Genomic DNA, 14,249 nt, shown 5'->3' with positions numbered 1-14,249 from the left:
GGCGGCTTCATGGGCGACGGCCCTTCCGGGGCGGGGTGCGGTGCTGGAGGGCGGCGTCGACGAGCAGGTTGCCGCCCATGGTGAGGGCGACGATGAGCAGGGCGGGCACGACGACGGCCCAGGGCTGGATGAGCAGTCCGGTGCGGTTGCGGTCGACCATCACGGCCCAGTCGGCGGCGTCCGGGGCGACCCCGATGCCCAGGAAGGCGGCGGTGGCCACCAGGTAGAGCACTCCGGTGAGGCGGATCCCGGCGTCGGCGGCCAGGGTGCGCAGGATGCACCGCCCGACGTATCCGACGGCGATGCGCCACCAGCTCTCCCCCTGCATGCGCAGGGCCTCCACGGCAGGCCGGGAGGCCGCCTCCGCGGCGGCCGCCCGGACGATACGGGCGGCGTCCGGGATGGAGACGAAGGCCACCAGCAGCGCGAGCCCCACCGCTCCCGGCGGGAAGGCGGCGGCGACGAGAAGGATCATGAGCAGCGAGGGAACGGCGAGCAGGACGTCCGGCGGACGCATCAGCACCTCCTCCAGCCATCTGCGGTGGGTGAGCGCGCTGATCAGGCCGAGCGGCAGGGCGACGAGGTACGCGAGGGCCGTGGCGGCCAGTGCGACGAGGACCACGGGCCGCCCGCCGAGAAGTACCTGGTGCACGACGTCCCGGCCGACGAAGTCCGTGCCGAGCCGGTGCCCTCCGCCGAGAGTGAAGGAGGCGGCGCGGGCGGAGGGCTCCCCCGCGAGGAACGGCCCGGCCAGGGCGAGGCCGAGGGGGATCGCGACGACGGCGGCCCCGGGCCCGTATCTGCGGAGCCGATTCACGCCGCCACCCCCGAGCGCGGGGCGAGCCGGTGGGTGACGAGGTCGGCGCCGAGGTTGAGCACGACGGTGGCGAGGCCGAAGACCACCGCGAGCCCCTGGACGACGGGGATGTCGCGGTCGGCCACCGCGTTCATGAGGACGGTGCCGAGTCCGGGGATCACGTAGAGGGCCTCCACGACGATGACGCCGCACAGCAGCCAGTCGATGGTCCGGGCGAGCTGCTGGGTGGCGGGGGCGAGGGCGTTGGGCAGGGCGTGCGCGTAGCGGACGCGGGCGCCGGGGATCCCGTACCGCTCGGCGTGGGCGGTGTACGGGGCGGCGAGCGCCTCGATCATGCCCGCCCTGACCAGCCGGGCCAGCGAGCAGACGGGCCGGGCGAGCAGGACCAGGACGGGCAGGACGAGCACGGCGGGGTGGGCGAGCAGTCCTGTCCCGTAGCCGACGGCGGTCGGGGGGAACCAGCCGAGCCGCAGGGCGAAGACGCTCACCAGCAGCACTCCGAGGGCGAATTCGGGCACCGCGTAGACGCCGAGGGTGGCGGAGCTGATGAGCCGGTCGGTGAACCGCCCTTCGTGGCGGGCGGCCAGGACGCCGAGGCCCACCCCCACAGGGACCAGGAGCAGGACCGTGACGGCGGCGAGGAGCAGGGTGGGGCCGAAGCCGTCCGCGAGGAATCCGGCCACGGGCCGTCCGGAGGTGAGGGAGGTGCCGAAGTCGCCGTGGAGCAGGCCCAGCACCCATGCGGCCAGGCGCTCGTGGGCGGGCCGGTCGAGGCCCATCGCCTCGCGGACGGCCGCGATGCGCTGCGGGTCGGGCTGGTCCCCGGCGAAGGCGACCGCGGCGTCGCCCGGCAGCGCCTCGGTGAGCGCGAAGACCAGCAGGACGACGGCCGCGGTCTGCACGACGCCGAGGAGCAGCCGCCGGGCGATCCAGGAGCGCAGTCCGTTCACGCCAGCCAGACCTTGTCGAAGCGCGCCCAGTCCAGGGTGTTGGCGGGTGCTTCGCGGGCGACACCGCGCAGGTTGCGCGCGGTGCCGAGGATCCAGTCTCCGAATCCCCAGACGAGGAAGCCCCCTTCGGTGTACAGCTGTCGCTGCATCCGTCCGTAGAGGGCGGCGCGGGCGGTCCTGTCCTTGGTGGACTGGGCCTGCCGGTAGAGCGCGTCGAAGCTCTTGTCCTGCCACTTGGTGGCGTTGGTGGTGGAGTCGGTGAGCAGCCGCTGGGAGATGTGGGACTCGATGGGCATGGCCCCGGACCGGTAGCAGCACAGGGTGCCCGAGTCGAGGATGTCCTTCCAGTACGAGTCCTTGCTGCCCATCCGTACGTCGACGGTGACTCCGGCGCGCGCCGCCTGGTCCCGGAAGATCCCGGCGGCCTCGGTGAAGCCGGCGGCGACGGAGGAGGTGTCGAGGGTGACCTTCAGGTCCTGGGCGCCCGCCTGCTTGAGGAGGCTGCGGGCGCGGCCGATGTCCTGTGTGCGCTGCGGGAGTTCGTCGGCGTAGTACTCGTACCCCTTGCCGAAGAGGTCGTTGCCCTGCTCGCCCGCGCCGGACAGGGCACCGTCCACCAGTTCCTGGCGGTCGGCGATGAGGAAGAACGCCTCGCGGACCCGGGGGTCGTCGAAGGGCGGGCGGTCGGTCTTCATGGCGAAGGCCTGCATGGCGCTGTTCCGCAGCCGGACGATCTCGATGCCGCCCGCCTTCTCGTGGGCGCGCCCGGTGGCGGGGTTGAGCTCGTGGGCGTACTCGATCTGGCCGCCGAGGAGGGCGTTGATGCGGGCGGACTCCTCGTTGGCGACGACGAATTCGAGCTCGTCGAGGTGCGGGGCGCCGTCCCAGTGGGTGTCGTTGCGCCGCAGGACGGTGGAGCGCCCGGGGGTGAAGGAGACGAACCGGAAGGGACCGGAGCCGACCGGGTCGCGGTCGAACGCGGTGGCGCCGTCCTGGACGATGTACGTGCCGAACGCGGCTATGACGTTGGGGAATTCGGCCGTGGGCCGCTTGAGGACGAACTCGACGGTCCGCTCCCCCGTGGCACGGCTGGCCTTCAGGTCGATGGGTTCCAGGGAGGCACGGGCGCGGTACGCCTTCGCGGGGTCCGCGATGCGGCGGTAGCTGTACAGGACGTCGGCGGCGGTGACCGGGTTGCCGTCGTGGAACTCCGCCTGCCGCAGGGTGACGGTCCAGCGGTCGAGGCCGGCGTTCGGCTCCCACTTCTCGGCCAGGCGTGGCACCGCGGCGAGGTCGGCGCCGTAGTCGGCGAGCTTGTCGAAGAGCGCCTTGCTCCGGGCGGCGTCGGCGAAGAGGTTGCCCAGGTGGGGGTCGAGAGTCTCGCTCGCGCCGCCCCCGGCGAAGGCGGCGCGCAGCCGTCCGCCGCGCCGAGGGGTGCCGTCCCCCTTGCCGGATGCGGCCTCGGTGGCGGGCGACCCGGAGCAGCCGGCGAGGGTGAGGGCGCCGAGTCCGGCCGCTCCCCCGGCCGCGGCGAGGAAGCCGCGCCTGTGCAGGCCGGGGAAGCGTTCGTGTCTGTCGGCCGGTGCGGTCATGGCTGCTCTCCTGTTGCTGGATGTACGGAAGGGGCGGGGGTGGTGACGGCCGGTGCCCTCGCGACGAGGTGGAGCCGGTCGCCGTCGGCGGCGTCACCGTGTTCGTCACCGGGTCGCCAGGGCGGTTCGGTGCGGGGCCCGGGGCCGTCGTACAGGGCGAGGACCTCGAAGCCGTGCACGGTGAGGAAGTGGCGCAGTTCCTGGGGCAGGAGCAGCCGCCACGCGGAGTGCTCCTCGACGGGCGGGCTGCCGTCGTCGGCGGTCCAGCCGCGGGTACGCCGCAGCAGCTGGGCGGCGCGGTCGACGCGCAGTGCGGTGGTCGAGCGGTAGGTCGTGCCGTGCCAGGTGAAGCGGGAGACGGCGGGCGCGGTGGGTGGGGCGTCCCGGCCGAGGAAGTACGCGCCGTTGCGCATCTCCGCGACCAGCAGGCCGCCGGGCACCAGGGTGCGCCGGCAGGAGGCCAGGAATCCGTCGAGCTGCTCGTTGGTGTGGCAGTACAGCAGCGAACTGTCCAGGCACACCACGGCGTCGAAGACGCGCTGTCCGAAATCGAACCGGCTGAGATCGGCCTGTACGTACGCGGGGCCCGGGTGGTGGGCGCGGGCGTGGGCGAGCATGGTGCCGGAGAGGTCGGCACCCGTGACGTGTCGTCCGGCGGCATGGAGGGCGGCGGCGTCCCGGCCGGTCCCGCAGCCGAGGTCCAGGACGGCGGGCCCGGCGCCGTACCGTCGCAGGAGGTCCTCGGCCCACCGCCCGGCGAGGCGTTCGGGGTCGGGGAACCGTGCCTCGTACAGCTCGGGGCGGTCGGTGAGCAGGTTTCCCGTACGGCCCGTCATGCCGCCACCGCCACCGGGGCGGGCCGTGTCCGGGGCAGGGTGCCGTTGCGGTGCAGCCAGGTCGCCCCGGCTGCGGAGGCAAGTCCGGCCGCCAGGCAGCAGGCCCAGGGGAGCAGCGCGGCCGCGTCCCCGCCCCGCCCGGCGACGTCCATGGCCCAGCCGACGGCCGCGTTGCCGACGGCGGCGGCGATGCCCGAGACCGCGTAGAAGATCCCGAAGTACGTACCGGTCAGGGTCTGCCGTCCGAAGGCGGGGATCAGCTCCATGACGAAGGGTTGCGCGGTCATGACGCCCAGATGCAGCAGGAGGGCTCCGAGCAGGACGGGCAGGGAGCGCAGGATGGCGTCCAGGGCGCCGTGCGGGGGCGTGTCCGTACCGGCGACGAGCATCGGCGGTACGAAGGCGAGCCCCATCAGCACCATGCCCGCGGCGATCCATCGCCCCCTGGTCCCCCGGCCCTTGAGCGCGCGGGTGATGCGCAACTGGAAGGCGATGCCCGCGACCGTGCCCACCAGGAAGACGAGTCCGGCGGCTCCGTCCCAGCCGGTGGCCTGCCGGGCGCCCGCGGGGAGCAGCAGATAGAGCTGGTTCTCCAGGGTGAACATGCCGACCATGGCCAGGGCGAAGGCGAGGAAGGCGCGGTTGCCGACGGCTTCGCGCCAGTCGGAGGTGACGCTTCCGGTGGCCGGTGGCACGTCCCGTGCGGGGAGCACCAGGGCCTGGGCGACGGTGAGCAGGGCGAAGATCCCGGCGGCGGTGAGCGCGGACGCCCGGAAGTCGACGAGCAGCAGGGCGCTGCCGAGGAGCGGCCCGACCAGGGCGCCGGTCGTCGCGAAGACGTTGAACAGGGCGAACGCCTCGGCCCTGCGCTCCCCGGCTTCCTGGGCGAGGTAGGTGCGGACGGCTGGGTTGAACAGGGCGCCGGCCACTCCGCTGAGCACGGAGGCGGCGAGCAGGACGGGCAGTCCGTCGCCGAGGGCGAAGAGGGCGAAGCCGACGGTGCGTATCGCGCAGCCGGCGATGATGACGCCGCGTGCGCCGAGCCGGTCGGCCGCGGACCCGCCGATGAGGAAGAGGCCCTGCTGGCTGAGGTTGCGTACGCCGAGGACGATGCCGACGACGGCCGCCGACATGCCCAGGTTGTCGCCGAGGTGGGTGGCGAGGTAGGGGATGAGGAGGTAGAAGCCCGTGTTGACGCCGAGCTGGTTGACCAGCAGCAGGCGGATGGCGAGCGGGAATCCGCGGATCTCGTGCCAGGTCCTCATGAGGCCGCCCTCCGGATCCCGGCTTCGGTGCGGGGCCGTACGCCGAGCCCGGGCAGCGCGGCGGCCGAGACGAAGCCGTCCTCGCCGCCGATTCCGGTCCAGGGGTCGTGGGCGAGCAGGAGGTGCCCGTCCAGGTCGGTCCAGCGGGCGCGGTCGGCGATGTGGACGGCGGGGGCGATGCCGAGGGTACTGGCGGTCAGGCAGCCGAGCATCAGGTCCGTGCCACTGCCCTCGATCAGGGCGGCGATACGGAGAGCGGCGTGGACTCCGCCGCATTTGGCGAGTTTGACGTTGATCCCGTGGACGCGTCCGGCGAGCCGCCGCGCGTCCTCGTAGGTGACGGCGTCCTCGTCCGCGATGACGGGTACGGGTGAGCGGGCGGCGAGCCGCGCGAGGGCCTCCGGGTTGCCGGGGGTAAGGGGCTGTTCCACGGCCTCGATGCCGAGGTCGGCGAACCGGGGCAGGAGCTCCCGGGCCTGTGCGGCCGACCAGGCCCCGTTGGGGTCGAGGAGGAGCCGGGCCGCCGGGGCGGCGGCGCGGACGGCGCGCACCCGGTCCAGATCGGCTTCCTGGTCGGGGTCACCGGCCTTGATCTTGATGACGGAGAACCCGGCGTCGGCGAGCCGGCGGGCCTGGACGGCCGCGTGCCCCGGGGAGACGAGGGAGATCGTCCGGGCAGTGGCGGCCCTCGGCGCCACGGGGGACCCGAGGAAGCAGTGGACGGCGGTGGCGGTGCGCTTGCCGACCAGGTCGAGGAGCGCGGCCTCGGTGGCGGCGGTGACGGCGGCCGGGGTGTCGGGCGCGGTGAGTTCACCGACGCGCAGGGCGTGCAGCGCGGTCTCCGGTCCGGCGAAGCGGGTGAGCCGCTCGCCGGTCCGGGCGGCGAGGCGTTGCAGGGTCGGTGTGTCGAGGCCGTAGAAGACGCTGGTGACGGCCTCTCCGTGACCGCTGAGCCCTTCGTGTTCGATGGTGAGGCGGACGGCGTCGCGGGCGGCCATGGTCGACCGTGAGATGCGCAGCGGCTCGGCGAGGACGAGTCGCACGGTGTGCTGGGTGAGCTTCACGGCTGCCTCTCCAGGCGTTCGGCCAGGGGGTCGGTGACGGTGGTACATCGGGCCCAGCCGCCGGGGTGCGGAGTTCGTGGGTGCGGGACGTCGACGGGGCGTCCGGCCGCGTGGTCCGGGTCCAGGTGGTGGGCGGTCATGAAGTCGTCGTCGTAGACGGTGCCGAGGTAGCGGTGGGGCCCGTCGGGGAAGACGGTGGCGACGGCGGCCCCGGGGTGGGTGCGGGCGGCCCAGGCGGCGACGCGGGCGACGGCTCCGGTGCTCCAGCCGCCGCTGACGAAGTTGCCCCGGGCGAGGCGCCGGCAGGAATCCGCGGCCTCGGCGGGACCGATCCAGTGGACCTCGTCGAAGGCGTCGTAGGCGACGTTGCGCGGATGGATGCTGCTGCCGAGACCGCGCATCAGGCGGGGTGCGGCGGCCTGTCCGAAGATGGTGGACCCGGTGGAGTCGACGGCGACGAGGCGCAGGGCGGGCCAGTGTCTGCGCAGCGGTCCGGCGATCCCGGCGCTGTGTCCCCCGGTGCCGACGCTGCAGACGAGGATGTCGAGGTGGTCGAGCTGGGTGGCCAGTTCGGCGGCGAGGGAGGCGTAACCCGCTGTGTTGTCGGGGTTGTTGTACTGGTCGGGCCAGTACGCTCCGGGCAGCCGGGCGAGCAGGTCGTGCAGCCTCTCCAGGCGGGCGCCCTGCCAGCCGCCGTGCGCGGCGGGACGGTCCACGAGTTCGAGGCGCGCGCCGTACGAGCGGAGCAACTGGCGCATCGACGGCTCCAGTTCGCTGTCGCCGACGAGCACGACGGGATGCCCGAGGGCCTGGCCGGCGAAGGCGAGTCCTATGCCGAGCGTGCCGGAGGTCGACTCCACGACCGGTGCGCCGGGGAGCAGTTCGCCGCGTTCCTCGGCGCCCAGGAGCATGGAGACGGCGGCCCGCGCCTTCATGCCGCTGACGGCCTGGCCTTCGAGCTTGGCCCAGAAGCCGGGGTGGGGCAGGGGCAGTCCGGTGGTGATCCTGGCCAGCGGGGTGCGGCCGAGGAGGGCGAGGAGCTCGCGGTTGGGGGCGAGGGCGGGCAGGGATGTCGTGGTCACGGGGTGCCTCCGTCGTCCGCGCGGTAGCGGTGGACGGTGCCGGGGCCGCCGTCGAGCCAGAAGAAGGGATACGGCTCCGCGCACACCGCGGCCACTCCGGCGCCCAGGAAGCGGGGCAGGACCGCGCTCCCGGTCTGGGCGAACATGACCAGGGGCTTTCCGTGCTCCTGGGCGCTCCGGCGCAGCGGGTCGAAGGTGCCGTTGCCGAGCGTCATGCCGGAGGCCAGCACCGCGTCGCAGCGGCCGATTTCGGCGAGCGCGTCGGTGCTGATCGGCTCGCCCCACTCGGTGGTGCCGCCCTTGAGATCGCAGGGAATCCAGGCGAGACCGCGCGAACGCAGCTCGGCCAGAAGGGAGTTGACGACGCCGACGACCAGGACGGTGGATCCGGGCTCCACGTCCAGCAGGTCGATCACGGCGGCGGCCCGTGCCCGTGAGCGCTCCAGCGAACTCCCGGCGGGGACGGTCACCGGCTGCGCGCCGTGGGACGGGGTGTGCGGTGTGACGTCCATCAGGTAGGCGTCCAGCGCGGCGACGCGGACCGGCAGCAGCGGGTGTCCGAGGAGTGCGGCCACATCCGCGCCTGCGCAGCTCTCGACGGCCCCGGCGGGAAGCGCGCCCGGTTCGACGGCGCACGAGCCGACGGCCCGGCCGAGGCGGAGGCTCAGCACCTCGTTGCGGTATCCGCCGCGCCTGCCGTCGTGCCGTACGGCCTGGGACGTCGTGAAGGCCACGGCGATACGTCGGGCCGACGGATCCGGACCGAGTTCACCGGCGCGGGCCTGGTCGAGGAGGGTGTCGAGACACGGGGCGGCGAGGGCGCGCAAGGCCGTCGTCATGAGCGCACCAGCAGGGGGCGTACGTCCGCGAGCAGGGCCTCGACGCGGACCCGGGCGCCGAGCCCGGTGGTGTCGCCCGCCATGATGTGCCCGAGGTACGCGTTGTTGCTGTCTGCCGCCTGGACCGTACGGCCCGCCTCGGCGACCTGGACCTCCAGGACGCCTTCGGCGCCCCGCACCCCTTCGGCGCCCTCCACGGACGCGAGGGTGCCCGTGGTGCCGGGTACGAGGAATCCGATGGCCGCGCTGCGCAGTCCGGTGTCGCGGCGCCGGAGGTCGGGTTCCCGGCCGAGCGCCACGTCGACACAGGCGGCGGCGAGGTCGATCCCGGTGACATGGCGTACGAGCTCGGTGATGCGGTTGCCCGCCGGGCGGGGGTTGACCTCCACGACCCGGGGGCCGTCGGCCGTCAGTTTGATCTCGGTGTGCGCCACGACGTCGTCGAGCCCCAGCGCCGCCCCCGCTCTCACCGCGGTGCCGGTGGCGGCGGCGAGGTCGTCCGGGGTCAGGGCGGCCGGGAACATATGGCCTGTCTCGACGAAAGCCGGGGCTCCTCCGACGCTCTTGTCCGTCACGCCGACGACGTGTGCGACGCCCCGGCAGGTCACGGTCTCGACGCTCACCTCGGGACCGTCGAGGAACTCCTCCAGCAGGATGTGGGGCGCGCGCCGCTGTCCCCGGGCGTTGTGCGGGAAGCCGGCCAGCGCCTCGCAGGCCGTGGCCAGTTGCTCCGCGTCGTCGGCCCGGCGTACGAACATGCCCGCGCAGAGGTCCACCGGCTTGACCACCAGCGGATAGCCGATGCCCCGGGCGGCCGCGACGGCCTCCACCCCGTCCGCGCACACCGCGAAGCGGGGGCCGGGGACACCGGCGGCGGCCAGGACACGTCGGGTGGCGTCCTTGCGGCAGGCGTTCTCCATGGCTTCGGCCGAGGGGCCCGCCAGTCCCAGCAGCGCGGCGATCCGGGCGGCGGCCGGCAGGTAGTAGTCACAGGAGGTGACCACTCCGTCGAAGCGCAGAGCGCCGTGCAGCCGCTCGACCTGCGGAAGCAGCGTGTCGACGTCATTGGTGGGCGCCGTGACGACATTACGGGCGGTGAGCAGTGGATGGCCCGCCCCCTCCGGTGCCGCCCGGAGGTAGTGGTGCAGGTCGCGGGTGAGGAACGTGAAGTCGTGCCCCGCCTCCCCCAGGGCTCGTGGCAGCAGTCTGCTCATCGATCCGACCCAGCTCTCGACCACCAACAGATGAGCCACGAGCTCCCCTTTCACCGTGCCGTCGGGATTGCGGGCAGGCAGGAATCGGCCCCGTACGGAGGCTTCCGGCCCGACCGCACACACGTTATCGACAATCGTTTTCATTGTCATCTGAAACAGCGTCACTGATGCCGGGAAACGGCTTCCGTTGCGTCACTCGCCGGACCGGAGTGGAATTGCATACAGGGGGACCCGGAGGAAGGGGCACGCCATGACCGACAGCGACCGGGGGGACGACGTCTACCAGCCGCAGGAGCCGGAGGCCTCCGACCCCGATGACCTGCTGGATCTCGAGGACACCCTGGACACGTCCGCGATCGACGACGTCCTGGACGAGGGCTACTCCCCGCCGGACCGGCCCTGGGCGGTCGACGACAAGGGCACCACCGCTTCGGAACAGCACACGGGCGAAACCCTCGACAGCCGCTTGACCAGGGAGGTTCCCGAGAACACCGATCCCACCCCGGACGGCCCGGGAGATCTGGCGGACGGCGACGGGGAGCTCTACGACACCGAGGTGGGGACGGACCGCGCAGGCAGGCTCACACAGGAGGGTGACGGGCACGTGCCGTCCACCCTCACCGCGCAGGACGTCGGCATCGACGGTGCGGCGGCGTCCGCCGAGGAAGCGGCGATGCATCTGATCCCGGAGGAGCAGGATTTCTTCGGATAGGAGCCCGTACGGCCCCGATGGCCGGAGGGAGGGCGGAAACCGGCCATACGTGGACAGCGCGCCCGAGCCCCCGTGCGGCGGGCCGTCGCGCCGGGCCCAGCGCTCCGGCACCCCCCTACTCTCCGCCCGCACGACTCACTCCCTGTGATCCGGCCCTCACTCCGGGCTGCGCGGTCCCGGCTCGTGGAACCCCCCCTTGAGCAGGCCGAAACCCGCCTCCGAACCGTCCGTACCCCCTAAAACTCTTGGACGCCGAGCGCCCGGCCACGGGAGACTCCTCTCTCCCGGATCTCCAGCCACGGACGCGCGGCGGGCAACGGCTGCCCCCGTACGGTGCTGCGCCCTTCGTGGCGCGGTCCCCGCACCACGGCGGATCCGGGCGCAACTGCCCGCGTAACGACACGAGGTCGGCATGGGATCGCAGCAGTCTCACGGCACCGGAACGGGCAAGGGCCCGGTCGGGCTCGCCCTCCGCCACTATCTTCGGGAGCTGTCCCGCCAGCGCGCACTTTCCGTGCCCGCGCTCGCGCTCCCGGCCCTCGGCAACATCGGTATCACCTACATCGCGCCCCTGGTCGTCGCCAAACTGGTCGGCCGGATCGCCGAGGACGGGACCATAGGCATCCGTGAGGCGCTCCCCTACGTCGGCGTGTTCGCGGGAGTGCTGCTCCTGGCGGAAGCCATGTGGCGTGCGGGGCTGCACTGCCTCAACCGCGTCGACGCACGCGGCATCGAGCACCTCTACGTCACCGGCATGGACGAACTGTTCGCCAAGGACGCCTCGTTCTTCCAGGACAACTTCGCGGGATCACTGACCAAGAGGGTGCTGAGTTTCGCCTCCCGCTTCGAGGAGTTCGTCGACACCCTCACGTTCAACGTCGTCGGCAGCCTCGCCCCGCTGCTGTTCGGCACGGTGATCCTCTGGAGCTACGGCCCCCTGCTGGTGGCCGGCCTGCTGACGATGATCACGCTGACCGCCGTGTGCGCCGCGCCTCTCATCCGCCGCCGGCAGAAGCTGGTCAACCGGCGTGAGGAGGCGATCGCCCGGGTCTCGGGCCATGTCTCCGACGCGCTGATGAACATGGACACCGTGCGCGCGTTCGCGGCCGAGGAGCGCGAGGCCGCCGAACACCGGTCACGGGTCGCGGAGTCCCGGCGGCTGACGCTGCGTTCGTGGGACTACGGCAACCTCCGTATCGACACCCTGGTCGCGCCGCTGTCCGTGCTCACCAACGGGCTGGGTCTGCTCCTCGCCGTCGGCATCGGCGCCGGTACCGGCAGCGTGGAGGCGATCGTGGTCGCCTTCACCTACTACACCGGTTCGACCCGCATCATGTTCGAGTTCAATCAGATCTACCGTCGCCTCGAGAGCTCGATGACGGAGGCCGCGCAGTTCACCGAACTGCTCCTCGCCTCCCCCACCGTGCTCGACCCGGCGACACCCGAACCGCTGGCCCCGAAGGCCGCCGACGTCCGCTTCGAGAACGTCACCTTCGCCCACGACGGGGGCGACCCGATCTTCGAGGGCCTCGAACTGGACGTGCCGAGCGGGGCGAGGATCGGCCTCGTCGGGCGGTCCGGCGGCGGGAAGACCACGCTGACCCGGCTGCTGCTCCGGATGGCCGATGTCCGCTCCGGGCGCATCCTGATCGGCGGTCAGGACATCAGCAGGCTGCGCCAGTCCGACCTGCGGAGCCTCATCGCGTACGTCCCGCAGGAGCCGGCCATGTTCCACCGCACCCTGCGCGAGAACATCCAGTTCGCCCGCCCGGACGCCACGGACGCCGAGGTCCGGGCCGCCGCCGACGCGGCGCACGTCACCGAGTTCGCCGACCAGCTCCCGGCGGGCTTCGACACGATGGTCGGGGAACGCGGCGTCAAACTCTCCGGCGGGCAGCGCCAACGGGTGGCCCTGGCGCGGGCGATCCTGCGCGACGCGCCGATCCTGCTGCTGGACGAGGCGACCAGCGCGCTGGACTCCGAGAGCGAGACGCTCGTCCAGCAGGCCCTGTGGCAGCTGATGGAGGGCCGGACCGCGCTGGTCGTCGCGCACCGTCTGAGCACGGTCGCGGCCATGGACCACCTCATCGTGCTGGACCACGGCCGCATCGTCGAGCAGGGCACGCACCACGAGCTCCTGCTCACCGACGGGGCCTACGCCAAGCTCTGGCACCACCAGTCGGGCGGCTTCCTCGTCGACACCGCCAACGGCGCGCCCGCCGCCGCGGCAGAGCAGGTGCGGTGAAGGTGCGGTCCCTCGACGCCACGCGCGTCGGGGGACCTCACCGGGCACGAGCACGGGGTCTCCCGGCACCCCGTGCGCGGTGGGAGACGTCTCATCGACATTGCGGATCATTGACATTCCGAACGATCAGCTTGAGACTCGATCACATGCACGAGGTCCAGCCCCTTCCCAGCGAGCGCTGTCCCCGCCTCGTCCGCGCGTCAAGCGCCGGGTGTTGATCTTCACTCCACCCCTCTCCACGCAGCGCCCGTTCACCCGCACCTGATCCGGCTACGCCCTCATGTGCCCGTCGGACGCGGCGGTTTGCCGTCCGGCCCGGACAGCGGCGACGCCCGTACGTCATGTTCCGAGGCCCGACCGGCACGGTGCGGCCGCGTCCGGCCGGTCCGTGCCGAGACCGAGGCCGTCGGCAAGGACCGGCCGACGCCCTTCCCACCTTCGTCCCGGCCTGCCGAGCTCCGGCGCGCGGGCCTGTCAGTGATCGGAAGAAACGATGAGTCCGAAGTTCCTCTGGTACATCCCCAACACCGTCGAACCGGGCCACCGGGGCGACGACACCACGACCGGCTGGGGGTCCATCGAGTACTCGACCGATCTCGCCCGCACGGCGGAGGCGCACGGCTGGAGCGGCGCCCTCCTGGGCACCGGCTGGGGGCGCCCCGACACCTTCACCGTGGCCACGGCACTGGCCGCGCGCACCACGACGTTCGAGCCCCTCATCGCGGTCCGTCCCGGATACTGGCAGCCCGCCCACCTCGCGAGCGCGGCAGCCACGCTCGACCAACTCAGCCGTGGACGAGTCCTGTTCAACATCGTCAGCGGGCTGGACAATCTGGACGCGTACGGTGACACGAATGTCGATCCGGCCCAACGGTACGCCCGTACGCAGGAGTTCCTGCACCTCCTGCGGCGCCTGTGGACCGAGGAGGACGTCACGTTCAGCGGGGAGTACTTCCAGGTCACCGGCTCCACGGTCGCCCCACGCCCGTACGCGACCGAGGGGAGGGCGCATCCCACGCTCTACTTCGGGGGCGCCTCGCCGGCCGCCGAACGGGTCGCGGCCGCCGAGGCGGACGTCCAGCTCTTCTGGGGCGAGCCGCTCGACGGGGTGGCCGAACGCATCGACCGGCTCAAGACGCTGAGCGAAGAGGTGGGCCGCCGGCACAAGCCGCTGGAGTTCGGACTGCGGATCACCACGCTGGTGCGGGACACCACAGAGGAGGCGTGGCAGGCCGCGGAGGAGAAGGTCGCCGCGATGGCGACCGCCGACGGGGCCACCTGGGCGGCCAACCGCCGGACGGCGGTGGGGCAGCAACGGCTCTTCGCCCTCGCGGCGCGCGGCGAGGTGCTCGACACCTGCCTCTACACCACTCCGGGCACACTCGGGGCCGGCGGGGCGGCGACCACCTGGCTGGTCGGCTCCCCCGGCGATGTCGCCACGGCCCTGGAGAACTACCGCAAGCTCGGCATCACCCACTTCGTCCTCTCCGACACCCCCTACAAGCAGGAGATCGGCCGCGTCGGCGACCAGCTGCTCCCCCTGCTGCGCGAACCATCCGCCTGACGGCCCGCGACCACCCCTGTCCCACCGTTCCCATGCGCGCCGGTACCCGTGTCCGTACGGCTTCTCCGT

General features: G+C 72.6%; 12 protein-coding genes. 3 read left to right on the top strand and 9 right to left on the bottom strand.

Going from position 1 to position 14,249, the window contains the following annotated elements; translation table 11 throughout:
- Positions 1-7: 7 nt before the first annotated feature.
- Genes ACIRD8_RS27835 through ACIRD8_RS27795 form a run of 9 tightly spaced genes read right to left on the bottom strand, consistent with a single transcriptional unit; the run spans position 8 to position 9,698 of the window.
- Positions 8-817, bottom strand: a complete 810-nt coding sequence (locus tag ACIRD8_RS27835) for an ABC transporter permease (RefSeq protein WP_403997161.1) — start codon at positions 815-817, stop codon at positions 8-10.
- On the bottom strand, positions 814-1,767 hold the full coding sequence (locus ACIRD8_RS27830) for an ABC transporter permease (protein WP_403997159.1): 954 nt from the start codon (positions 1,765-1,767) through the stop codon (positions 814-816). Before ACIRD8_RS27830 ends, ACIRD8_RS27835 begins: the two co-directional genes overlap by 4 nt.
- Positions 1,764-3,359, bottom strand: coding sequence for an ABC transporter substrate-binding protein (locus tag ACIRD8_RS27825; RefSeq protein ID WP_403997156.1), 1,596 nt, complete (start codon positions 3,357-3,359; stop codon positions 1,764-1,766). The genes ACIRD8_RS27830 and ACIRD8_RS27825 overlap by 4 nt, the downstream gene beginning before the upstream one ends.
- Positions 3,356-4,195, bottom strand: coding sequence for a class I SAM-dependent DNA methyltransferase (locus ACIRD8_RS27820; RefSeq protein ID WP_403997153.1), 840 nt, complete (start codon positions 4,193-4,195; stop codon positions 3,356-3,358). The genes ACIRD8_RS27825 and ACIRD8_RS27820 overlap by 4 nt, the downstream gene beginning before the upstream one ends.
- Positions 4,192-5,460: an MFS transporter gene (locus ACIRD8_RS27815; RefSeq protein WP_403997150.1), complete on the bottom strand. Its 1,269-nt coding sequence runs from the start codon at positions 5,458-5,460 to the stop codon at positions 4,192-4,194. The genes ACIRD8_RS27820 and ACIRD8_RS27815 overlap by 4 nt, the downstream gene beginning before the upstream one ends.
- Positions 5,457-6,524, bottom strand: a complete 1,068-nt coding sequence (locus ACIRD8_RS27810; protein WP_403997147.1) for an enolase C-terminal domain-like protein — start codon at positions 6,522-6,524, stop codon at positions 5,457-5,459. The genes ACIRD8_RS27815 and ACIRD8_RS27810 overlap by 4 nt, the downstream gene beginning before the upstream one ends.
- On the bottom strand, positions 6,521-7,606 hold the full coding sequence (locus tag ACIRD8_RS27805; protein ID WP_403997144.1) for a PLP-dependent cysteine synthase family protein: 1,086 nt from the start codon (positions 7,604-7,606) through the stop codon (positions 6,521-6,523). The genes ACIRD8_RS27810 and ACIRD8_RS27805 overlap by 4 nt, the downstream gene beginning before the upstream one ends.
- A complete protein-coding gene (locus ACIRD8_RS27800; protein WP_403997141.1) occupies positions 7,603-8,445 on the bottom strand; it encodes a Rossmann-like domain-containing protein in 843 nt (280 codons plus the stop codon). Before ACIRD8_RS27800 ends, ACIRD8_RS27805 begins: the two co-directional genes overlap by 4 nt.
- Positions 8,442-9,698, bottom strand: a complete 1,257-nt coding sequence (locus ACIRD8_RS27795) for an ATP-grasp domain-containing protein (protein ID WP_403997139.1) — start codon at positions 9,696-9,698, stop codon at positions 8,442-8,444. Before ACIRD8_RS27795 ends, ACIRD8_RS27800 begins: the two co-directional genes overlap by 4 nt.
- Positions 9,699-9,909: 211 nt before the next feature.
- Between ACIRD8_RS27795 and ACIRD8_RS27790 the strand changes: the two genes are divergently transcribed.
- From ACIRD8_RS27790 to ACIRD8_RS27780, 3 genes are all read left to right on the top strand, one after another.
- Positions 9,910-10,371: a DUF5709 domain-containing protein gene (locus ACIRD8_RS27790; protein ID WP_403997136.1), complete on the top strand. Its 462-nt coding sequence runs from the start codon at positions 9,910-9,912 to the stop codon at positions 10,369-10,371.
- A 412-nt stretch (positions 10,372-10,783) separates the two neighbouring features.
- Entirely contained in the window at positions 10,784-12,616 is a 1,833-nt protein-coding gene (locus tag ACIRD8_RS27785) for an ABC transporter ATP-binding protein (protein WP_403997133.1), read from the top strand.
- A gap of 493 nt (positions 12,617-13,109) precedes the next feature.
- Complete coding sequence (locus ACIRD8_RS27780; RefSeq protein WP_403997130.1) at positions 13,110-14,180, top strand: LLM class flavin-dependent oxidoreductase; 1,071 nt, start codon at positions 13,110-13,112, stop codon at positions 14,178-14,180.
- Positions 14,181-14,249: the final 69 nt, after the last annotated feature.

Source organism: Streptomyces sp. NPDC102451 (genome assembly GCF_044765485.1).
Lineage (GTDB): Bacteria > Actinomycetota > Actinomycetes > Streptomycetales > Streptomycetaceae > Streptomyces.
The sequence above is the reverse complement of the archived record's forward strand: the minus strand, read 5'-3'. Positions and strand labels throughout refer to the sequence as shown.

Bases quoted from the DNA above. Each gene is read 5' to 3' on its own strand.
- ACIRD8_RS27815 (WP_403997150.1), bottom strand. From the start codon at position 5,460: ATGAGGACCTGGCACGAGATCCGCGGATTCCCGCTCGCCATCCGCCTG.
- ACIRD8_RS27820 (WP_403997153.1), bottom strand. From the start codon at position 4,195: ATGACGGGCCGTACGGGAAACCTGCTCACCGACCGCCCCGAGCTGTAC.
- ACIRD8_RS27780 (WP_403997130.1), top strand. From the start codon at position 13,110: ATGAGTCCGAAGTTCCTCTGGTACATCCCCAACACCGTCGAACCGGGC.
- ACIRD8_RS27800 (WP_403997141.1), bottom strand. From the start codon at position 8,445: ATGACGACGGCCTTGCGCGCCCTCGCCGCCCCGTGTCTCGACACCCTC.
- ACIRD8_RS27825 (WP_403997156.1), bottom strand. From the start codon at position 3,359: ATGACCGCACCGGCCGACAGACACGAACGCTTCCCCGGCCTGCACAGG.
- ACIRD8_RS27790 (WP_403997136.1), top strand. From the start codon at position 9,910: ATGACCGACAGCGACCGGGGGGACGACGTCTACCAGCCGCAGGAGCCG.
- ACIRD8_RS27785 (WP_403997133.1), top strand. From the start codon at position 10,784: ATGGGATCGCAGCAGTCTCACGGCACCGGAACGGGCAAGGGCCCGGTC.